General features: G+C 71.1%; 21 protein-coding genes. 11 read left to right on the plus strand and 10 right to left on the minus strand.

The genetic code is table 11. The annotated features are described in order from the left end of the window. The first annotated feature begins 117 nt into the window (after positions 1-117). Entirely contained in the window at positions 118-1,050 is a 933-nt protein-coding gene (locus HUO13_RS22040) for a trans-sulfuration enzyme family protein (RefSeq protein ID WP_282974129.1), read from the plus strand. Between the two features lie 95 nt (positions 1,051-1,145). On the opposite strand, the gene HUO13_RS22045 is transcribed toward HUO13_RS22040, so the two are convergent. Further along, entirely contained in the window at positions 1,146-1,409 is a 264-nt protein-coding gene (locus HUO13_RS22045) for a hypothetical protein (protein WP_249123938.1), read from the minus strand. A 212-nt stretch (positions 1,410-1,621) separates the two neighbouring features. Here HUO13_RS22045 and HUO13_RS22050 point away from each other — a divergent pair, with 212 nt between their 5' ends. Genes HUO13_RS22050 through HUO13_RS22065 form a run of 4 tightly spaced genes read left to right on the plus strand, consistent with a single transcriptional unit; the run spans position 1,622 to position 7,052 of the window. Then, on the plus strand, positions 1,622-2,857 hold the full coding sequence (locus tag HUO13_RS22050; RefSeq protein ID WP_249123939.1) for a helix-turn-helix domain-containing protein: 1,236 nt from the start codon (positions 1,622-1,624) through the stop codon (positions 2,855-2,857). 57 nt (positions 2,858-2,914) lie between these two features. Further along, entirely contained in the window at positions 2,915-3,688 is a 774-nt protein-coding gene (locus tag HUO13_RS22055; RefSeq protein ID WP_211897005.1) for a toll/interleukin-1 receptor domain-containing protein, read from the plus strand. Then, positions 3,685-5,658: a hypothetical protein gene (locus tag HUO13_RS22060; RefSeq protein WP_211897006.1), complete on the plus strand. Its 1,974-nt coding sequence runs from the start codon at positions 3,685-3,687 to the stop codon at positions 5,656-5,658. The genes HUO13_RS22055 and HUO13_RS22060 overlap by 4 nt, the downstream gene beginning before the upstream one ends. Continuing rightward, positions 5,655-7,052, plus strand: coding sequence for a hypothetical protein (locus HUO13_RS22065; protein ID WP_211897007.1), 1,398 nt, complete (start codon positions 5,655-5,657; stop codon positions 7,050-7,052). The genes HUO13_RS22060 and HUO13_RS22065 overlap by 4 nt, the downstream gene beginning before the upstream one ends. Before the next feature lie 323 nt (positions 7,053-7,375). Here HUO13_RS22065 and HUO13_RS22070 read toward each other — a convergent pair whose 3' ends face one another. The 6 genes from HUO13_RS22070 to HUO13_RS22095 form a co-directional block, all read right to left on the minus strand. After that, a complete protein-coding gene (locus HUO13_RS22070) occupies positions 7,376-8,182 on the minus strand; it encodes an SDR family NAD(P)-dependent oxidoreductase (RefSeq protein ID WP_211897008.1) in 807 nt (268 codons plus the stop codon). A gap of 170 nt (positions 8,183-8,352) precedes the next feature. Continuing rightward, on the minus strand, positions 8,353-9,006 hold the full coding sequence (locus tag HUO13_RS22075) for an alpha-ketoglutarate-dependent dioxygenase AlkB family protein (protein ID WP_211897009.1): 654 nt from the start codon (positions 9,004-9,006) through the stop codon (positions 8,353-8,355). Between the two features lie 4 nt (positions 9,007-9,010). After that, positions 9,011-9,472: a hypothetical protein gene (locus HUO13_RS22080; protein WP_249123940.1), complete on the minus strand. Its 462-nt coding sequence runs from the start codon at positions 9,470-9,472 to the stop codon at positions 9,011-9,013. Beyond that, a complete protein-coding gene (locus HUO13_RS22085) occupies positions 9,469-10,233 on the minus strand; it encodes a methylated-DNA--[protein]-cysteine S-methyltransferase (protein ID WP_211897010.1) in 765 nt (254 codons plus the stop codon). Before HUO13_RS22085 ends, HUO13_RS22080 begins: the two co-directional genes overlap by 4 nt. Next, positions 10,230-10,832, minus strand: a complete 603-nt coding sequence (locus tag HUO13_RS22090; protein WP_211897011.1) for an RNA polymerase sigma factor — start codon at positions 10,830-10,832, stop codon at positions 10,230-10,232. Before HUO13_RS22090 ends, HUO13_RS22085 begins: the two co-directional genes overlap by 4 nt. A gap of 145 nt (positions 10,833-10,977) precedes the next feature. Next, positions 10,978-11,805 carry an alpha/beta fold hydrolase gene (locus HUO13_RS22095; protein WP_211897012.1) on the minus strand — a complete coding sequence of 276 codons (828 nt, stop codon included), beginning with the start codon at positions 11,803-11,805 and terminating at the stop codon, positions 10,978-10,980. 294 nt (positions 11,806-12,099) lie between these two features. Between HUO13_RS22095 and HUO13_RS22100 the strand changes: the two genes are divergently transcribed. From HUO13_RS22100 to HUO13_RS22115, 4 genes are all read left to right on the plus strand, one after another. Further along, positions 12,100-12,588, plus strand: coding sequence for a GNAT family N-acetyltransferase (locus HUO13_RS22100; RefSeq protein WP_211897013.1), 489 nt, complete (start codon positions 12,100-12,102; stop codon positions 12,586-12,588). Positions 12,589-12,747: 159 nt separating this feature from the next. Further along, entirely contained in the window at positions 12,748-13,503 is a 756-nt protein-coding gene (locus HUO13_RS22105) for an SDR family oxidoreductase (protein WP_211897014.1), read from the plus strand. 17 nt (positions 13,504-13,520) lie between these two features. Then, entirely contained in the window at positions 13,521-14,510 is a 990-nt protein-coding gene (locus HUO13_RS22110; protein ID WP_211897015.1) for a glycerophosphodiester phosphodiesterase family protein, read from the plus strand. A 201-nt stretch (positions 14,511-14,711) separates the two neighbouring features. Next, a complete protein-coding gene (locus tag HUO13_RS22115) occupies positions 14,712-15,476 on the plus strand; it encodes an arginase family protein (protein ID WP_249123941.1) in 765 nt (254 codons plus the stop codon). Here the strand turns inward: HUO13_RS22115 and HUO13_RS22120 are convergent. Then, positions 15,463-16,272: an SGNH/GDSL hydrolase family protein gene (locus HUO13_RS22120; RefSeq protein ID WP_211897016.1), complete on the minus strand. Its 810-nt coding sequence runs from the start codon at positions 16,270-16,272 to the stop codon at positions 15,463-15,465. The two genes, HUO13_RS22115 and HUO13_RS22120, sit on opposite strands and share 14 nt — an antisense overlap. Continuing rightward, entirely contained in the window at positions 16,269-16,430 is a 162-nt protein-coding gene (locus HUO13_RS22125) for a hypothetical protein (RefSeq protein WP_211897017.1), read from the minus strand. The genes HUO13_RS22120 and HUO13_RS22125 overlap by 4 nt, the downstream gene beginning before the upstream one ends. Before the next feature lie 268 nt (positions 16,431-16,698). Between HUO13_RS22125 and HUO13_RS22130 the strand changes: the two genes are divergently transcribed. Continuing rightward, complete coding sequence (locus tag HUO13_RS22130) at positions 16,699-18,090, plus strand: GntP family permease (RefSeq protein ID WP_432757762.1); 1,392 nt, start codon at positions 16,699-16,701, stop codon at positions 18,088-18,090. On the opposite strand, the gene HUO13_RS22135 is transcribed toward HUO13_RS22130, so the two are convergent. Further along, complete coding sequence (locus HUO13_RS22135) at positions 18,087-18,800, minus strand: FadR/GntR family transcriptional regulator (protein ID WP_211897018.1); 714 nt, start codon at positions 18,798-18,800, stop codon at positions 18,087-18,089. The two genes, HUO13_RS22130 and HUO13_RS22135, sit on opposite strands and share 4 nt — an antisense overlap. A gap of 149 nt (positions 18,801-18,949) precedes the next feature. Between HUO13_RS22135 and HUO13_RS22140 the strand changes: the two genes are divergently transcribed. Then, on the plus strand, positions 18,950-19,474 hold the full coding sequence (locus HUO13_RS22140; RefSeq protein ID WP_249123942.1) for a gluconokinase: 525 nt from the start codon (positions 18,950-18,952) through the stop codon (positions 19,472-19,474). The last annotated feature ends 26 nt before the right edge of the window (positions 19,475-19,500 follow it).

Genomic DNA, 19,500 nt, shown 5'->3' on the forward strand with positions numbered 1-19,500 from the left:
GCCGGACGCCTTCGTCTACAACCGGTACGGCAACCCCACGGTCGACGCGCTGGAGAAGGCCGTCGCCGGACTGGAAAGCGGTGCGGCGGTGCGGCGGCACTGGCCGCGGCGTCGGGCATGAGTGCGATCAGCACGGTACTGCTGGGCTCGCTCTCCTCCGGCGACCACGTCATCGCCCAGCGCGGTCTCTACGGCGCGACGCTGGCGCTGCTGGCCGACCTCGCCCAGCGGTGGGGCGTCGAGGTGACGCACGTGTCCGGGCACGACGTCGAGGAGATGCGGGCCGCGCTGCGGCCCAACACCAAGCTGCTGTACCTGGAGACGATCGGCAATCCCACCACCAGGATCGCCGACCTGCCGGGGCTGTTCGCGGTCGCGCGGGAGCACGGGGTGATGTCGGTCGTGGACAACACCTTCGCGACCCCGGTGCCGTGCAGGCCGATCGAGCACGGCGCCGACGTCGTCGTGCACTCCACCAGCAAGTACATCGGGGGGCACGGTGACGCCCTCGGCGGGATCGCGGTCTTCGCCGACCGCGAGCGCCACCGGCGGATCCGCGACTACTCCTGCCAGCTCGGCGCCACGGCGGCGCCGATCCCGGCGTGGCTGGCGCTGCGTGGCCTGCGGACGTTGTCGCTGCGCGTCCAGCGGCAGTGCGACAACGCGAAGCTGCTGGCCGAACGCCTGTCCGCCGACCCGGCCGTCACCGCGGTGCACCACCCGAGCCTGGAGTCCCACCCCGACCGGGAACTCGCGGTCCGGTTGCTCGACGGCGGCGCCGGGGGCGGTGTCCTCGCCCTCGACCTCGCGGGCGGCCGGGAAGCGGGGCGGGTTTTCACCGACGCGCTGCGACTTGCGCTCGCCGCCGTGTCGCTCGGCGACGTCAAGACGCTCGTCTCCCACCCCGCCGGCACTTCGCACCGCCAGCTCGACGAGCGGCGGCTGGAAGCGGTCGGCATCGAGCCAGGGACCGTGCGCATCGCCGTGGGCATCGAACACCCCGAAGACCTGTGGGCCGACGTGCGGCAAGCACTACACAAGGTCCACTGAGGACGGTTGGCGGGAGCGCCGGACCCGCGGGTCCGGCGCTCCCGCTTTTTCCGCCCGTTTCCTGTCGACGCACCGACGGGAAACGGGAAACACCCTCATCCACCCCCATCACGGCCACCGGTTTCGCCACAATCCACCGGCAGGCGGCCTGCGTTGCGGAGGTAGGCGCCGAGATCCCTCCAGGCGTCGAGGACGGCGATGAGCGCGGCGGCGAGCACGAGCACCAGGGCGACGACAGCGCCCTCTCCCGGCCTGGCCAGTCCGGCCGCCGCGACCACCGCCCAGGCCTGCACCAGCGTGAACCCGACCGTGAGCAGCACGCGCAGCGAAACCCCTGGCGCGCGAGTCTTCCTGATCATTTCGGCCTCCCTGCGGATCAAGGGATTGACGCCCTTCCGTAACCTGGTAAGTACGTTCCGCATCCACCGCCCAGCTTGTCCGCCGGCGCGCCCGGCAGCCAGGCGTTGTCCGCGCGCCCAGTCACCAGGAGACGGGAAACCCGGAGGTTCGAGTGCCCGACCGGCCGACACTGTTCGGAGCAGAGCTCCGGAGGCTCCGCATCGCCGCAGGCATGGCGCTGTCGGAACTGGCCCGGCGGGTGCACTACAGCAAGGGCTACCTCAGCAAGGTCGAAACCGGCCTCAAGCCCGCCCAGCCCGACCTGGCCCGCCGTTGCGACGCCGCCCTCGACGCCGGGGGCGCGCTCGCCGCGCTGGTCCCCGCGCCCGCTTCCGGAGTGCGACTGCCCGAGACAGGCGACGACGGTGAGGTGTGGATGTTGAACCTGAGCGATGACGGGCTGAGCCGGTTCCAGCCGATGGACCGCAGGCAGGCGCTGGCCGCGGGCGCGGCCTCCGTGCTCGGCTTCGGCCTGGGCGGTCGCGGAATGGCCGCGACGGCCGCGCAGTCGGCACCGCTGGAGACCTTTCGCGAACTGTTCGGCCAATTGCGCCGGCTCGGCCAGACCGCGAGCCCCGGTGTGGTTCTGCCGACGCTGATCGCGCAGACGCACACCTTGCGCGGCCTGTCGTCCAACGCAGGCTCCCGCACGCGGGGCCCGCTGCTGGCGCTGACCGCCCGCTACGCCGAGTACGCGGGCTGGATGGCCCAGGAGTCCGGGGACGACCGCGCCGCCCTGTGGTGGACCGACCGCGCCGTGGAGCTGGCCGCGGCCGGCGACGACCACGACCTGGCCACCTACTCGCTGGTCCGGCGCGCGCTGGTGACGCTGTACCGGGAGGACGCCGCGCAGACCGTCGAGCTGGCCCGGCAGGCGCAGAACACCACGGCGCCACCGCGCATCCACGGGCTGGCCGCGCAGCGCGAAGCGCAGGGCCACGCCCTGGCCGGTGACTACGACCGGTGCCTGCGCAGCCTGGACCGCGCCCGCGAACTGCTGGCCCGCGACGCACGGGAGTCCGAGGCGCCGGTGCTCGGCACGGTGAACCTCACCGATCCGGTGGCGATGATGACCGGGTGGTGCCTGCACGACCTCGGCCGCTCGCGCGAGGCGGCCGAGATCATGGACCGCGAGATCTCCCGGCTGCCCGCGCACGCGCTGCGCAGCCACGCCCGCTACGGCGTCCGCCGCGCGCTCTCCCACGCCGCCGCGGGCGAGATCGACCACGCCTGCGAGCTGACCGCGCACCTGCTCGGCTCGGTCGAGGTCGTCGGCTCCGCGACGGTGCTGACCGATCTGCGCCGGCTCGCCCGCACCCTGGCCCGCTTCCGCACCCACCCGGCGGTCCGCGAGCTCTACCCGCGGCTGACCGCCGCACTGCACGACCCCACCGCGCCCACCGCCTGAGCGCGCGTCCTCGACACCAGAGAGCCCTTTTCCCGGCACCAGAAGGAGAACACCGCCGTGCACGACGTCTTCATCAACTACCGCACCGGTGATGACGAGTCCGCAGCCGCTCTCATCGACCAGCACCTGTCCCTGCGGTTCGGCAGCGAACGGATCTTCCGCGCCAGCAAGTCGATCGAGCCCGGCGAGGACTTCGCCGAACGGCTCGTCACCGCCATCCGCCAGTGCCGGGTGCTGCTGGTGGTCATCGGTCCCCGCTGGCTCACCGCACGCGGCGCCGACGGCCGCAACGCGCTGGACGACGAGTCCGACTGGACGCGCTGGGAGATCCTCGAGGCGTTCGACCGGGGCATCCGGGTGGTGCCCGTCCTGGTCGGGCGGACGACCGAAAGGCTGGCCAGGGCCGACCTGCCTCCCGCGCTGGCCGAGCTCGCCGACTGCCAGTACCGGCGGCTGGATCTGCGGAACTCCGAAGCGGACCTGGCGCAGATCGCCGCGAAGCTCTCCGAGCTGGTCCCGGGTCTGGTCGACAGGACCGGGCAGGAGGCACCGAAACCGGCCGCCACCGGCAACACCTACAACAGCGTCGGCAACGTGACCGGCTGGGTCGTGCAGGCCGACGTCTACCACAACAACCAGAGCGGCGGGATCGGCAACGTCGCCGGGAACATCGGCACCTACATCGACAGGGCGGACGGGCCGCTGCACACCGGTAGCGGCAACCAGTACAACAACTCGACGCACTCCTCGGGCGACGGTGTCAACCACGTCGCGAACAACAAGGGCGGAATCCGCCAGCGCTTCGGCGACGGCAGCGAGGACCGGCGATGACCACCCGGATCGAAAGCGCGACCGGTCCCGTCAGCGCGGGCAGCGGCGACCAGACCAACAACTTCAACTACTACCTGGACCACGAGTCGGGCCGCCTGACCAGGCAGGGCAAGGACCCGATGCGGGTGGCGAGGGACGATCTGCACTGGCTCGCACGGCGGTTCGTCGAGCCCCGGGACCTCGGGGAGGCGACCGAACGGCTTACCCGTCCCGGCATGGTGCTGCTGACCGGTGATCCCGGCACCGGACGGCGGTCGGCCGCGAAGATGCTGCTGCACGACATCGGTCGCGACGGCGGCCGCTTCGAGGAGTTGCACGACGATCCGGAGAGTTCGCTGTCGTCGCAGATCGCCGCTGGTGGCCGGTATCTGCTCGACCTGTCGGCCACCGACGAGGACCGCTTCCGTTCGGTCCAACCGGAGCTCGGCTCGGTGCGGGCGGCGCTGGAGCAGCACGAGGCCCGTCTGGTCGCCGTCCTTCCCCGTCACCACGAGCACCTGTTGCGCGACGAGTTCAGCAACCTCGTCGTCGGTATCGGGCGGCCGAACGGGTCGCGGGTGCTGAAGAAGCACCTGCTGGCCGACGGCATCGACTTCCGGGACAGCGATCTCGGCGTGCCCGAACTCGCCGGCTACCTCGAATCGGCGGCGATGCGCGAGCTGCGCGAGCTGTCGAGGCTCACCCGGCTCGCCTCCGAGGCCGACCGCAGTGGCGGCTTCCCCGCCTGGCTCGCCCAGGCCATCAACGCTCGCAAGGAGCGCGGCGCTGAAGTCGCGGCGCGGGTCAGGGCAAACCGCGACGGCTGGTCGCGGGCCCTGCTGCTGTCGACCGCGATGCTCATCGGCTGCCGGTCGGACGCGGTCTTCCACGCCGCCGCGCGGTTGCTCGCCGTCGTGGGGCACACGCCCGACGACACCCCGGCGCTGGAGCAGGCCGACCTGGCCGAACGGCTGGCCGACATCGGCGTCGGCGTGGAGCGGGACCAGCGCGTCCGCTTCGACACGCTGGCCTACGACGAGGCGGTGCTCACCCACTTCTGGAACAACTTCCCGGACCTGCGCCTGTCGTACCGGACGTGGGTCGACAAGCTGGTGCGGCTGCGGGTGCTCGGCGAGGCCGACCGCAGCGCCGTGGTGCCCCGCTTCGCCGCGCAAGCCTTGCGGGTGGGGCATCCCGACGACCTGGTGCACCTGGTCAAGCGCTGGGCGGAGCGGACCGAGAGCGGGCGTCCTTCCCCGTACCTGCCGCTGGCCGCCGAGGCGCTGACGCTGGGGCTGCGGCACGAGGAGCACGGCGGGCACTTCCGGAGCCAGATCTACAGCTGGTCCCGCGATCAGGGCCTGCCGCGGGACCTCGCGCTCGTGGTGGTCCAGGTCTGCGCGGATGTGCTCGCGCCCGACCATCCGGACCAGGCACTGGTGCGCCTGCACCACCTCGCCAGACGCGGGCGCGGCGTCGTGCGTGCAGCGGCCCGCGATGCGCTGCTCGGGCTGGTCGAGCGGGACCGGCGGCAGCTGCGGCGCCTCCTCGACCGTCTCGCCGGCGAACAGGCTTCGCCGCACTGGACCGGGGCCGACGCCGGTCTGTTCCTGGAGCTGGTGGGTTCCACACCCTTCACCGACCGGATGCGGGCGGACCGACGGCTGCTCGGGGACACGACCGTGCGGGCCCAGCTCGTGAAGGGCTGGAGTTCGGTGCTGACCGGCCGAGGCAGGGACGTGTGGGGCGGCGGGGTGCGGTCCTGGCTGGAGTTCTCCGCCACCGACACGCGCCCGCTCGACGTCCTCGTTGAGGCCGTCCGCGACGACGGCGACGCGCTCGGCGGTCTCTACGTGACGGCCCGCGACTGGGCACACGAGGACCCGTCGCGTGCGGCGACGCGCGACTCGCTGCTGCGCCGGATCGACCGAGCGCAGGGCTTCGAAGCAGACGAGTTAACCACTGAGGACAGTCAGGAGAGGCAACGATGAACTCCGAGAACAAGATCATGGTCGCCTTCATCGCCGCGGCCTGCGTGCTGGTCCCGACCGGCATCGCCATCGGCACCGGGATGAACGGCTGGCTGTGGGCGCTGATCACCCTGGCGCTGCTGACGATCCCGTACCTCGTCGCCAGGAAGCTCGTCGACCAGAACAACCAGCGCCGGATGCAGCAGGAGTTGGACACCGTCACCGCGCAACCCGCGCCGGTCGAGCAGCCGGCACCGCCGCCGTTCCAGCAGGAGGACGTGACCGAGGTGGCGTTGCCCAGCTCGGTCGCCGACTACGACTTCCTGTTCTCCGCCACGGTCTGGTGGCGCCCGGTGCCCAACCCACCGGGCATACCGCACGCCAACCCGGGCGGGCTGGCTATCGACTCGGTTCTCAGCCGGGCCAGGGACATCACCGCCCAGGGCACGCCGGAGCGCCGGACCATCGTGCAGCACAAGCTCAACGCGGTGCTCGGAACCGTGCTGCGCGACGAGACCGGCCGAGTCGAGAGCATGGCCAACAACGTCGCGCTGACGCTGTCGGAGGCCGACCTGCGGCGCCTGCGCAAGCTCTCCGACGTCCGCAAGGACGAGGAGGTGTGGGAGCACGAACGCAACCACGAACGCAACAAGCGCACCTACCTCAGCGACGACGTGCTCAAGAACCCGGGCAGCGCGCTCGTGTGGTGGCTGGCCAACAACGAGACGCAGGTGGAGCAGGCGGTCAAGCTGATCGGGCCGCTGGCGAAGCTTTCCGCTGCCGCGACCGGCACCGACGTCCCCGACCTGTACCTGCGGCTGGCGTCCGAGCAGTACTCGGCGGACGCCGCCGCCTCTGGCTCCGGTGCCGGTTCGGGCTCCAGTGCCAGCTCCGCGGGCGGCAATGGCTACCACGCCTTCCCCGACGGCACGTTCTCCGACTTCACGGTGCACTTCCCGGAGGCCGAGCACCGAAACCCCACCGAACTGCTGGCCAACCTGATGACGGCGCTGGACCTCGATCCGGACAGCGACCGCGGCGCACTGCTGGCGAACCGGTTCGCCAAACTCGTCGAGGCGGCGGGCAAGCACGAGGAGGCCGCGGAGATCCGACGTCGCTTCGACCACCCCTCCCCTGCGACTCCCGACGCTAACGTTGACGTTGACGTTGACGCTGACGCTGACGCCGACGACGCCGACGCGGGCACGGGCACGGGCACGGGATCCACTGTGGATCCTGATCGGGTCGACGCGGATGGCGACACCGTGCCCGCGGGCGGGGATCTTCCCCACGCGGACAACGGTGCCCTACCTGCCGAGACGGAGAACGGACATGCAGGCCGGTCACACGACGACCCCGTGGAGGCACCGTTCGAACCCACCGGCGGCGACCTCAACGGACGCCACGCTGACTGATTCCGAGGCAAGCCACGTCAATTGGCCCTGACCTCCTCCGTGTCCGGAACCAACTGACAGGAATCGCGTCAGGACCCAACTCGCACATCAGGTCAGGAACCAACTGCCGCACAGCACATCGATTGATCACTGGGGGTCCGCGTGATGGGTGCCCGACGAGGTACCCATCACGCGGCGTTTTACCCGGGCCACCCCGATCCGTCCAGCCCACCGGCGACTGCGTCGCCAGGCTCCGACCGTCTTCACCCCACCCGTCGTTGTTCACGCTCCTCTCTCGGCCCTACCCACCTTCTGTCGTGCGCGCTCAAGCCTCCGGGGTGACCTCATACCTCCTTGAGGAAGCCCGAATCGACGGCTAAGTCGGCGCCGGTGGTGCTGGCGGATCGGGGTGAGGCGAGCAGCACCACCGCGTCGGCGACCTCCTGCGGATCGGCGAACCGCCCGGTGGCCAGCTTCATCATCTCCGGCACGACCGAGGACATGACGCTCTCGCGGTCGGTGCCCGCCTGTGCTGCGATCAGGTCGGCGACACCGCCCTCCGCGGTCCACCAGGGAGTGCGCACCGGCCCCGGCGAGACCGTGTTCACCCGGATGCCCTGCGGGCCGTACTCGCCCGCCAGCACCTTGGTCAGGTTGTTCAGCCCCGCCTTGGCGGCGCCGTAGTCGACGTTGATCGGGGACGGCTGGCGGGCGTTGCCCGAGGAGACGTTGACGATCGAGCCACCGCCCCGCGCCAGCATCGCCGGTATCGCCGCCCGGATCGCGCGGACCGCCGAGAAGAGGTTCAGCTCGAACATCATCCGCCACTGCTCGTCGGTGGCGTCCATGAACGAGCCCCTGGGCAGGGTGACGCCCGGAGGCGAGCCGCCCGCGTTGTTGACCAGGATGTCGAGTCCACCGAACACCTCCACGGCGTGCGCGATGATCGCGGCCGGTGCCTCCGGGTCCATCAGGTCGGCAGGGAAGTGCACCAGGTCGGGGCCGGCGAGTTCGTCGATCTCCTGAGAGGGCTTTCGGGAAGTGGCCACCACGCGGGCGCCCTCGGCCAGCAGCGTGCGGGTCACCGCGAGCCCGATGCCCTTGGAAGCGCCGGTCACCACCGCGACCCGGCCGGAGAGGTTCAGATCCATCGTGTTCTCCTGTGGAAGGTCCCCGCCTTGTGGCGGCGGAGGTGGGCTGCTCCTCGCGCCCACACCATGAAGAACACCGATGAGCGGATCCGGTTGCAGTTCGGGGAAAATCGACGCGACGAGTTCTCGTCAGGACGATGCGGATCTCCGCGAGCCGCAGACACGATCCGTCAGTCCAAACCGGACACCCGGAGCGTGATGTTGAGCCTGCCGCGGTCGAGCCCGATGTCCGGCTCGCGGGCCCCGGGCAGGATTCGCAGCACGCCGTGGTAGGCCATCCGCGAGGGGCCGCCGAACACCAGCAGGTCTCCCGAACGCAGCTCGACGTCGGTCCACGGCCGGTTGCGGTTCTCGGTGTTGCCGAGGCGGAACACGCCCGTGTCGCCCAGACTGAGCGAGACGACCGGATCCAGCGCGCGCTCATCCTTGTCCTGGTGCAGCCCCATCCGGGCCGAATCGTCGTAGTAGTTGATCAGTGCGACGTCGGGTTCGTAGTCCGCCGCCTCGAAGTCGTCACCGCAGGCGTCCGCGACCGCGCGCCTGCCGAGATCTCCGAGCCAGGACGGGAACGGCTTGACCGGGGAGCCGTCCTGGTCGTCGAGCGTTCGCGAGTACCGGTACGGATACCAGTGCCAGCCCAGGCAGACGGTCCGTGCGGACATGAGGGCCCCGTTGGGCATGCGGGCGGCCCGCATACCGGCTGGGCCGGTCGCCCATTCCCGGCAGGCCCGGACGAGCATCCGCTGCTGTTCGGCGTCGAGCCAGTCCGGCACGTGGACCGCGCCCGGTGCGAGTTCGGTGCGCGGCCGGGGAATCATCTCCATCGGTTCACCGTCCCTGCTCCGGTACCTCGGTGATGAGGCGGCCGTCGGCGAACATCCAGCCCGTACCGTCCGATGCGGCTCCTCTCATGCCCTCGGTGGCTCCGGCTCCGACCGCCGCCGGCAGGAGCGGGTCGGTGAGCCCGGAGAAGGCGACGGTGCGGTCCGGCCGCCAACCGCCCACGGCCGCGAGTCTGCGGCAGAATCCGGTCCAGCCGGTCGGCTCGTCGGCCACCACCCAGGCGTCCGGCGCTCCGGAGACCAGTCGGCACGCCGGCTTCAGCCAGGACGCGGCGCTGGCGGGCCACGACACGACCGCGCCGATCTCGCCGCCCACCGCGCTCCAAGCGCGCACGAACCGGGCCGCCCGCTCGTCTGAGCCCACGTCCCGCCCGTGCCCGACGTTGACCAGGGTCGCCTCCAGCTCGCGCAGCAGCTCGACCACCTTGGCGACCTCCACTCCGGTCACGAGACCAGCTCGACCGGACGGCAGTGCCCGCACGGCCGGTACCCGGCCCGTTCGGCCGCCTCGACGGTACCGAAGCCCCGCCGGTGGGCCGCGCTGATCCGCCTGGCGTTGTGGCAGGTCGGGAAGCAAACGATGTTGGTGGTGTCGCTGCCGAGGTAGTGGACGCCGGACTCGGCTAGCTCGCGGACCTCGTCGACGTTGACATCCTCCGACCGCAGCATCCGATCCTGGGCCCGCGCGCCGAACACGTGCTCGCCACCCTCGCCGAGAGTCACGCGGTGGCACGGGACGACGACCGGGACGGGGTTGCGCGCCAGCACGACGTCCACCGCGGGCGCCCGCTCGGGGCGACCGACCTCCCGGGCCACCCAGGCGCTCGGACGGGTCTGTCCCGCCGGGATGAGCCGGGTCGCCTGGAGCACCTCCTGGTCGAAGTCCGGCAGATGCCGCAGGTCGACCCGGATCGACCTGGTCCGGTTGCGGCGCAGGGCCGTGAGCATCCCGGTGGGCTCGCGCCCGGCTCGCCGCAACGGCTGTTCGAACTCGTGCCGGAACGCCTCCCGGAACTCCGCGTCGTCCTGCTCGGACTCCGCGGTGCGGACGAACACGACGCCGTGGCGGTTGAACGCCACGTCGATCGGCCCGAACCGGCTGCGCGCACGCGTCCAGTCGACGAAGATCCGGTCCGCGAGCGGCGTGGGCGGCTCGTCGAGGAGATCGGCCAGCGCCGCCTCCAGTGGACTGTGCCTGTTGACCGTCATCGGGTACTCCTCCCTCCGGCCGTCGCCGCGGGTCGCGCGGCGGCGGTGTAGTCCTCGCGGATGCGCCGCAGACCCCGTGAGACGTGCGACTTCGCCGTCCCCTCCGGGCAGTCCATCGCCGCGGCCACCTCCGCGATCGGCATGCCCACGACGTGGCGCAGCACGACCGCGATCCGCTGGCTCTCCGGCAGCCGTGCCACCAGCGCGCCCAACTCGTCGCGGGTCTCCAGGCGTTCCACCTGCTCCTCGACGCCGGGGCCGGCGACCGACCGCTCCGGGAGCTCTGCCATCGGCACCTGCCGCGGCCGTCTGGCCGCGTCGCGCGCGAGGTTGCGCCACGCGTTGAGCACGATCGTGACCAGCCACGATCTCAGGGACAGCGTCAGGATGCGGTCGCAGTCGTAGCCGCGCAGCGACCGGTAGGCGCGCAGTAGCGACTCGGCCGCGAGGTCCTCGGCGTCGGTGTCCCGACCGCACAGCCGGTACGCGACCGAGTACACGGTCCGCGAGTAGGCGCGCACGAGCGCGGCGAAGCCCTCGTCCAGGTCGTCGGCGAGCGCGGCGAGGACCTCGCCGGAGTCGTCCGGCTCGGCTGGCATGTCACCCATGTTCCAGGAGAACACCGACGGCGCGGATCGGTTGCACACCCGACATCGGGTCACTCGTCCGTGGGTGGCTCAGTCCGGATCAACCGCAGCTCGTCGAGCCGGCGAGCCGTCCACTGCCGCCGGCGTGATACCGGCCCTACGAGCTGATGAACTCCAGCAGGTCGGAGTTGAAGGCGTCCTTGTACTCCGGAGTGGCGGCGAGCCCGTGCGGGGCGCCGGAGTAGACCTTCAGGGTCGCGTCGCGGACGATTTCGGCCGACCGCCGCCCAGCAGCGTCGATGGGAACGATCTGGTCGTCGTCGCCGTGCACGACCAGCGTCGGGACGTCGATCCTGCGCAGGTCGCCGGTGAAGTCGGTCTCCGAGAACGCCTTGATGCACTCCAGCGCCGCGTTGAGCCCGACCTGCATGCTCATCAGCCAGAACGCCTCGCGCAGGCCCTGCGAGACCGCCGAACCGGGCCGGTTCGCGCCGTAGAAGGGTTCGCTGAGGTCGCGGTAGAACTGCGATCGGTCGGCGGCGACGCCCGTGCGCATCTCGTCGAAGACCTCGATCGGCAGGCCGCCGGGGTTCTGCTCGGTGCGCAACATCAGCGGCGGGACCGCGCCCAGCAGCACGACCCCTGCCACGCGGGCGGTGCCGTGGCGGCCGATGTAGCGGGTCACCTCACCGCCGCCGGTCGAATGGCCGACCAGCACCGCGTGTTCCAGGGCGAGCACGTCGAGCAGCGCCGCCAGGTCGTCGGCGTAGGTGTCCATGTCGTTGCCGCTCCACGGCTGTTCCGAACGCCCGTGCCCCCTGCGGTCGTGGGCGATGGCCCGGAAGCCGCGCGAGGCCACCAGCACCAACTGGTCGTCCCAGGCGTCGGCGTTGAGGGGCCAGCCGTGGCTGAAGACCACCGGCCGCCCCGAACCCCAGTCCTTGTAGAAGATCTCGGTGCCGTCCTTGGTCGTGATCACGCCCATGAGGTCTCCCCAGCCTCGGCGAACACCGCCGGGCCGCCCGGCAGGCGCGCGGCCCGACGCCCACCCTGCCCGCTCGCCCAGCCGACTTCCCGGGCATTTCGTCCCGAGTCCGGCGACGCGCAGGTGCGGGTTCTCGAACCGGGTGACATGTTGATCTGGTTCGACCTGGAGCTTCTCTTCTGCCGCACAGTGATGGCGGCCGTGATCAGTCTCGGATTCATGGCATTTCTTCGCGGGTCGGAGTCGTGCGACTGGTCGGTTGTTCCTGAGTGCGCGCGGATCTAATGTGCCGCCATGGCGCTCAAGCTCCGGCCGCTCGCGCTCGACGACGTCACCGCCGTGCACGACTGGGCCTGCTTGCCCGAGTCGTGCCGCTTTCAGGCGTGGGGACCCAACACTTTCGATCAGACGCAGGCGTATGTGCGGGCCGCAGTGGCGGCACCCCGGGACCGGCTGGTGTTCGGGGTGCTCGTCGATGACGACGTTGTCGGCAGCGCCGAGCTGAAGCTGCACGGCCCGAGCACCGGCGAGATCGCGTACGCGGTGCATCCGCGGTTGTGGGGACAGGGCGTAGCTACGGGTGCGGCGCGAGAGCTGTTGCGGATGGGCTTCAGCGAGCATGGGCGCCACCGCATATTCGGCACGTGCGACCCGCGCAACCTCGCCTCGGCGGCGGTGTTGCGCAAGATCGGCATGCGATATGAGGGCCGGATGCGTGGCACCGCCCACATTCGAGATGGCTGGCGCGACTCGGATCTGTACGCCGTCCTCGCCAACGACTGACGCCTGCTCGACGATCACCAGCTCGGCCGGACCGTGGCCAACCCGGCTGAGAATCGGCCACGAACTTCGGGACCTGCGGCAGCGCAGGGCTGGCCGCGCAGCGACGACCATGCCATGCTTTGCTACCGCCCAGTAGGTTCGTGGTTCGGAGGGCCGAGGATGCGCAAGAACATCGTGATCACCGGAGCCAGCGCGGGGCTGGGCATGGGCATGGCGCGGGAGTACGCGGCCAAGGGGCACGACCTCGCGCTGTGCGCCCGCCGCACCGAGCCGCTGGACCGGCTGCGCGACGAGCTCACCGCCCGCCACCCGCGGATCAACGTGGTGACCCGCCGACTCGACGTCAACGACCACGACGACGTCTTCGCCGCCTTCCGCGACTTCCGCGACCGGCTCGGTTCGCTCGACCGCGTCATCGTCAACGCCGGGCTGGGGAAGGGCAAACCGCTGGGCACCGGCTACTTCCAGGCCAACCGCCAGACCGCCGAGACGAACTTCGTCGCCGCGCTGGCCCAGGTGGAGGCCGCGATGGAGGTGTTCCGCGAGCAGCGCGCCGGGCACCTGGTGCTGATCTCGTCGATGAGCGCCTGGCGCGGTATGCCGCGCAACGTCACCACCTACGCCGCGACCAAGGCGGGACTGGCCGCGCTCGGCGAGGGTGTGCGCGCCGAGACGCTGCGCGGGCCTCTGCGCCGGGTCAAGGTCAGCACCATCTACCCCGGTTACATCCGCACGGAGATGAACGTCAAGGCCGGGGGTGGATTCATGGTGGCGCCGCTGGAGAAGGGTTGCCGGTCGCTTGTTCGCGCGATCGACCGCGAACCGGTCCGGGCGTGCGTCCCGCCGTGGCCCTGGTCGGCGTTCTCCGTTCTCATGCGGTTCCTGCCGCTCCGGGTGCTGGCGCGTCTGATGTGACCACGACAATGGCCCCCATGCCCGAAACCCGCCCGCGCCGGCACAAGAAGCGCTACGCGCTCGCAGCCATCCTGGTGCTCCTGGCCGGATTCACCTACCTCAACAACACGTCCATGTTCGCCACGCCGTCCGACAGGCAGCCGCGCGTGCTGGCGCACCGGGGTCTCGCGCAGACGTTCAGCACGGAGGGCGTCGAGAACGACACGTGCACCGCCGAGCGGATCGCGCCGCCGTCGCACGGCTACCTGGAGAACACGATCCCCAGCATGCGCGCGGCTTTCGACGCGGGAGCGGACCTGGTCGAGCTCGACGTGCACATCACCAGGGACGGCCAGTTCGCGGTGTTCCACGACTGGGAAGTGGACTGCCGCACCGAGGCCACCGGTACCACGCGCGACTTCACCATGGCCGAGCTGCGCGGTATCGACGTCGGGTACGGCTACACCGCCGACGGCGGGCGGACCTTCCCGTTCCGGGGCAAGGGCAAGGGGCTGATGCCGTCGCTGGACGAGGTTCTCGCCGAGTTCCCGCGCGAGCCGCTGCTGATCCACGTCAAGAGCGACGACCCCGCCGAAGGCGAGGAGCTGGCCCGGCGCCTGTCGGCGCTGGACCCACCGCGCCTGGCCGAGATCGCCGTCTACGGCGGGGACGCCCCGGTGCGGGTCGTGCGGGAACGGCTGCCGCGGGTGCGGACGATGTCGAAGGCGATCATGAAGGACTGCCTGCTGAGCTACGAGGCGGTCGGCTGGACCGGAGCCACTCCCGGCGCGTGCGCGAACACCGAACTGCACGTCCCCGAAGGCTACGCCCCGTGGCTGTGGGGCTGGCCGTCGAAGTTCACCGAACGCATGGAGTCCGTCGGCAGCCGGGTGGTGCTGGTCGCGGGTTCCGGCGGCTTCTCCGAAGGTTTCGACACGCAGGAGTCGCTGCGGCGCGTGCCGGAGGACTTCACCGGCTACGTGTGGACCAACCGGGCCGAGGTGGTCGCACCGCTGATCCGGCGCTAGGGCGGCGAAATCCGTTGGTGGTCGCTCGGCGTCCGGTGTTACTTTCCGGCTCGTCGCGGCATGTCCGCCGAACACACCGAACCAGTGGAGGACGTCCGAAGTGCTCACCCGCGATCCTGAGAAGCCGGTGCCGCAGGCCGGACATGACCGGGTGGCGCTGACGGTGTTCCGAGCCGCGCCGGTGACCACAACGACCTGGCCATGCGCGGTTCGGTGGCGGTCGCTCGCGGGCTGTCCGAACGGTTCGGACTGCCGGCCGGCCACATCGGCTCGCCGGAGCCCGCGCTGAACACCGACTGGCGCACCGAGCTCGACGCCGCCCTGCCCGCGCTGCGCGAGATGTCCAGCGCCTACGAGCGGCTGATGTCAGGCGGGCTCGCGCCGCTGACCGCGCTGAGCCGGTGCAGCGTCGCGCTCGCGACGCTGCCCGTCGTCGCCCGGCACCGGCCGGATGCCTGCGTGGTCTGGTTCGACGCGCACGCCGACCTCAACACCCCGGACAACACGACGACCGGATACCTCGGGGGCATGGCGCTCTCGGGCGCGGCCGGGCTGTGGGACTCCGGGCTCGGCGGCGATCTCCGGCTGGACGGCATCGTGCTCGGTGGAGCGCGTGACGTCGACCCACCGGAGCAGGCGCTGATCGACGGCGGGGCGGTCCGGTCCGTGCCGCAGGGACCGGACCTCGCCGACGCGCTGCGGTCCGCGATCGCGAGCCGGCCGGTGTACTTCCACCTCGACTGCGACGTGCTCGAACCCGGGATCGTGCCGACCGACTACCGCGTACCCGGCGGGCTGTCGCTGGCGGACCTGCACGCGGTCTCGGAGGTCGTGGCCGAGGGTGAGCTGGTCGGACTCGAGATCGGCGAGTTCGAGGCATCCTGGCCGGAGGGCGCCGAACCCGTCGTGCCGGACGCGCTCCTCGACGCCATGGCACCGATGTACGCCGCCCTCACCGCCCGCTGAGCTCTCCGGCGCGGTCCCCGCTGACGGCAACCGGGGCGAGCAGCGGCCGCTTCGCGGTCCGGCGGTTGCCCGACGACGCACCGAGCAGCCCGCGCCCGATCCACGGGCCGACGCACCCGCCGAGCCAGGTCACCTCCGTCCGCGCGGTCGTCCACCACGGCGTCGGTGGCGCGGGAGCCAGCGGGGCGGTCCAGCCGTCGTCGAAGCCGGGCAGTTCCAGCGCGTGCGCCACGGCCGCCGCGATCCGCGCGTGCCCCTCGGCGTTGGCGTGCAGGCGGTCGGCGCTGTAGAGCCGCTGGTCGGCGATCGCGGCATGCGGGAACGCATCGACCAGCGTGGCGCCGTGGCGGGCGGCGGACTCCCGGATCCCGGCGTTGAGCGCGATGACCCGTGGCACCAGCCGCCGCGCGATCGGCATGAGCTTGCCGATGTCGGGGAACGTCGTGATGACCACCCGCACCCCGTGCCCGGTCAGGGCGGCCACCACACCGTCCAGTTCACCGCACACGCGGCCGGCGTCGAAGCAGGGCCGGATCACGTCGTTCATCCCCGCGCACACGGTGACCAGGTCGGGCCCCAGTTCCAGGGCCGCGGGCAGCTGGCCGGCCCGGACCTGACGGGCCACGCTGCCCCGCACCGCGAGGTTCGCGTAGCGCAGCCGCGGGTTCAGCTCGCTCAGGTGCTCGGCGAGCCGGTCCGCCCAGCCCCGGTAGCCGGCGCACTCGTCGCCGTCGTGGAGCCCCTCGGTCTGGCTGTCACCGAGCGCCACGTAGCGGGCGAACCATTGCCCTGTCATGTTTCTTTCTCCTCGAACCGCGCAGCAGCGCGAAAGTCGTAGTCACCGGCAGGATTAGTCAAATCGACGAGCAGGCCCAAACAGTTTGTGATCATATACGCACTCTCGGTAACCAGTGCGCCGGTGCCCGTGCCCTCGTTCACCGGAACAGCGGCCACGGCGGCACGGTCGACCCGTAGACCGAGCGCTGCTCACTGGCGGTCGGTTCCGCGCCGCCGGGGCAGCAGACTTCGCGACCGCCCGAGTCGCGGACCCGCGTGCACAACACCAAGCGGTTCCGCCTGCACCCTCGGAAGCTCCGGACTGGAGTTGATCAACGCCCCGGGTGCCCCACGTCACAGAGGACCCGGTGTTGTAATCGTATGACCATTGAGGCAAAGTACCGGCAACCGCCGTCCAGCCCCCTCAAAGACGAGGAGCCTCAACGTGGAAACGATGCAACCGGCCTACGGCGTGGGCCCGCTGCTTCTCATCGCCGCCGGTGCGGTCGGCCTGCTTCTCCTGCTGATCATGAAGTTCCGCCTGCACGCCTTCATCTCGCTCGTGCTGGTGAGCCTGCTGGTGGGGCTGGCCACCAGGATTCCGCTGGACGAGCTGGTCGACACCCTGCTCGACGGCTTCGGCAGCACGCTCGGGACAGTCGGCCTGCTGGTCGGCCTCGGCGCCATGATCGGACGACTGCTGGAGGTCACCGGCGGCGCCCAGGTGCTGGCCAACACCCTGATCAACCGCTTCGGGCCGGGCCGGGCGCCACTGGCGCTCGGGGTCGCCTCGCTGATCTTCGGCTTCCCGATCTTCTTCGACGCCGCCTTCGTGGTGTTCCTGCCGATCATCTTCAGCGTGGCCAGGCGCTTCGGCGGTTCGGTGCTGCTGTACGCGCTGCCTGCCGCGGGCGGTTTCGCCGCGATGCACGCCTTCGTCCCGCCGCACCCGGGTCCGGTCGCCGCCGCCGAGCTGGTCGGCGCGGACATGGGCGTGGTGATGCTGGTCGGCCTGGCCGTGGCGATCCCGTCCTGGTACCTCGGCGCCTACCTGTTCGCCAAGTTCACCGGCCGCCGGATCGACGTGCCGGTCCCGGACCTGACCGACTCCGGCTCCGAGGCCGAGGGCTCCGAGAACACCTCGCAGGCACCGCTGCCGAAGTTCGGCACCGTCATCGGCGTCCTGCTGCTCCCGCTGGTGCTGATCTTCCTCAACACCGGGCTGGAAACCCTCAGCACCGCCGGCGTCGTCGACGCCGACCAGACCTGGGTGCAGGTGCTGCAGATGGTCGGCGAGACCCCGGTCGCGCTGCTGGCCACCGCGATCGTCAGCGTCATCGTCCTCGGCAGGGGACGCTCCAAGGCCAACGTCGAGCAGATCGTCAACGGCGCGCTGGCGCCGGTCTGCGCGATCATCCTGATCACCGGCGCGGGCGGCATGTTCGGCGGGGTGCTGCGCTCCAGCGGCATCGGCGGCGCGCTGTCGGAGAGCCTCAGTGCCATCGGGCTGCCGCTCATCGTGGCCGCCTTCGTCATCTCCACCGCGCTGCGGGTCGCGCAGGGCTCGGCCACCGTCGCGATCACCACGACCGCCGGGCTCATCGCGCCGACCGTCGCGGCGACCGAGGGGCTCTCCCCGCTCTACCGTGCGCTGCTGGTGATCGCCATCGCCTGCGGTGCGACCGTCCTGTCGCACGTCAACGACTCCGGCTTCTGGCTCGTCGGCCGCTTCCTGGGCATGGACCTCAAGACCACGCTCAAGACCTGGACGGTGCTGGAGACGCTGCTGGGCGGGATCGGCTTCCTGATCGTCCTGCTGTTGACCGCGGTGGCCTAGTGACGCGGCTCCGGATCGGTGACGGCTTCGACCACCTCGGCGACGATGCCGCGCATCGCCACCTCGGCCACGTCGGCGTCACCTGCCACGATGGAGGAGGCGACCAGCGCGTGCAGGCGCAGCGCCTTCTCCTCGGGGCGGTGGGGCATGAGGTGGTGCACGGTGCGGCCGGTGAGCACCTCGGCCACGACGTCGGAGAGCCCGGCGAACATCTCGTTGCCCGAGGCCAGCAGGACCAGGCCGTGGAACTCGATGTCGAGGTCGAGGAAGGTGTCCAGGTCACCGGCCCGGCCGGTGGTGCGCATCAGCGGGCCCAGCTCGGCGAGGCGGGCGCGGTGCTCCGGGGTGGCGTTCGTGGCCGCCAGCGCCGCGGCCGCGGGTTCCACGGCGGCGCGGAGCGCGGTCAGCGACCTGAGCTGCGCGTCGCGGCCCTTGCCCGCCAGGCGCCACCGGATGAGCTGCGGGTCGAAGACGTTCCAGCGCTCGGTGGGGGTGACGGTGACGCCGGTCCGGGGCCTGGTGACCACGAGCTGGATCGACTCCAGCACCCGCACCGCCTCGCGGGCCACCGTGCGGGAGACGCCGAACTGCTGCTCGATGCGCTCCAGGGTCAGGACGTCGCCGGGGGCGTACTCGCCGCCCGCGATCGCCGGCCCGAGCACCCCGAGCACGCGGTCGTGCAGCGTCTGCTGCCTCGCCGAGACGGTCATGTCCGACGTCCACCTCCTGGCCGGGAGCCCGCCGCGCCCCCAGGCGCGACGGCCACCCGCACCTCAATTCGTATGACTATTGAAAACCATCGGGAGCCGTCGCGGGCGGTGCGCCTCGCCGAGCACCCGATCCTAGAAGGGAGAACGGTGTGACGACCCAGGTGGTGGTCATGGGCGTGGCCGGATCGGGCAAGACCACGGTCGCCGAGCTGCTCGCGCAGCGGGCCGGGCTGGAGTACGTGGAGGCCGACCGGTTCCACTCCCCGGAGAACATCGCGAAGATGAGCTCCGGGACGCCGCTCACCGACGAGGACCGGCAGCCGTGGCTTCAGCGGCTGTCGGAGTGGATGCGCGAGCGACGGGAGGCCGGCGTGCCCACCGTGCTGGCCTGCTCCGCGCTGAAGCGCTCCTACCGGGACATCCTGCGCAGCCACGCCCCTGCGCTGAGGTTCGTGCACCTGCACGGCTCCCCCGAGCTGATCCGCGAGCGGATGACCAGCCGCAAGGGTCACTTCATGCCGCCGGCGCTGCTGGAGTCCCAGATCCGCGACCTGGAGCCACTGGCGGCCGACGAGAACGGGATCACCGTCGACCTCGTGCACTCCCCCGACGAGATCGCCGAGCAGGCGCTGACCTGGCTGCGCACCACCTCCGACATGGGCATCGCGCGCTGACGCGGCTGCCCGGCCCGGACGCAACG

The sequence above is a fragment of the Saccharopolyspora erythraea genome (genome assembly GCF_018141105.1).
In the GTDB taxonomy this organism is placed as follows: domain Bacteria; phylum Actinomycetota; class Actinomycetes; order Mycobacteriales; family Pseudonocardiaceae; genus Saccharopolyspora_D; species Saccharopolyspora_D erythraea_A.

Bases quoted from the DNA above. Each gene is read 5' to 3' on its own strand.
- HUO13_RS22040 (WP_282974129.1), top strand. From the start codon at position 118: ATGAGTGCGATCAGCACGGTACTGCTGGGCTCGCTCTCCTCCGGCGAC.
- HUO13_RS22045 (WP_249123938.1), bottom strand. From the start codon at position 1,409: ATGATCAGGAAGACTCGCGCGCCAGGGGTTTCGCTGCGCGTGCTGCTC.
- HUO13_RS22050 (WP_249123939.1), top strand. From the start codon at position 1,622: ATGGCGCTGTCGGAACTGGCCCGGCGGGTGCACTACAGCAAGGGCTAC.
- HUO13_RS22060 (WP_211897006.1), top strand. From the start codon at position 3,685: ATGACCACCCGGATCGAAAGCGCGACCGGTCCCGTCAGCGCGGGCAGC.
- HUO13_RS22065 (WP_211897007.1), top strand. From the start codon at position 5,655: ATGAACTCCGAGAACAAGATCATGGTCGCCTTCATCGCCGCGGCCTGC.
- HUO13_RS22070 (WP_211897008.1), bottom strand. From the start codon at position 8,182: ATGGATCTGAACCTCTCCGGCCGGGTCGCGGTGGTGACCGGCGCTTCC.
- HUO13_RS22075 (WP_211897009.1), bottom strand. From the start codon at position 9,006: ATGGAGATGATTCCCCGGCCGCGCACCGAACTCGCACCGGGCGCGGTC.
- HUO13_RS22085 (WP_211897010.1), bottom strand. From the start codon at position 10,233: ATGACGGTCAACAGGCACAGTCCACTGGAGGCGGCGCTGGCCGATCTC.
- HUO13_RS22090 (WP_211897011.1), bottom strand. From the start codon at position 10,832: ATGCCAGCCGAGCCGGACGACTCCGGCGAGGTCCTCGCCGCGCTCGCC.
- HUO13_RS22095 (WP_211897012.1), bottom strand. From the start codon at position 11,805: ATGGGCGTGATCACGACCAAGGACGGCACCGAGATCTTCTACAAGGAC.
- HUO13_RS22100 (WP_211897013.1), top strand. From the start codon at position 12,100: ATGGCGCTCAAGCTCCGGCCGCTCGCGCTCGACGACGTCACCGCCGTG.
- HUO13_RS22105 (WP_211897014.1), top strand. From the start codon at position 12,748: ATGCGCAAGAACATCGTGATCACCGGAGCCAGCGCGGGGCTGGGCATG.
- HUO13_RS22110 (WP_211897015.1), top strand. From the start codon at position 13,521: ATGCCCGAAACCCGCCCGCGCCGGCACAAGAAGCGCTACGCGCTCGCA.
- HUO13_RS22115 (WP_249123941.1), top strand. From the start codon at position 14,712: ATGCGCGGTTCGGTGGCGGTCGCTCGCGGGCTGTCCGAACGGTTCGGA.
- HUO13_RS22120 (WP_211897016.1), bottom strand. From the start codon at position 16,272: ATGACAGGGCAATGGTTCGCCCGCTACGTGGCGCTCGGTGACAGCCAG.
- HUO13_RS22135 (WP_211897018.1), bottom strand. From the start codon at position 18,800: ATGACCGTCTCGGCGAGGCAGCAGACGCTGCACGACCGCGTGCTCGGG.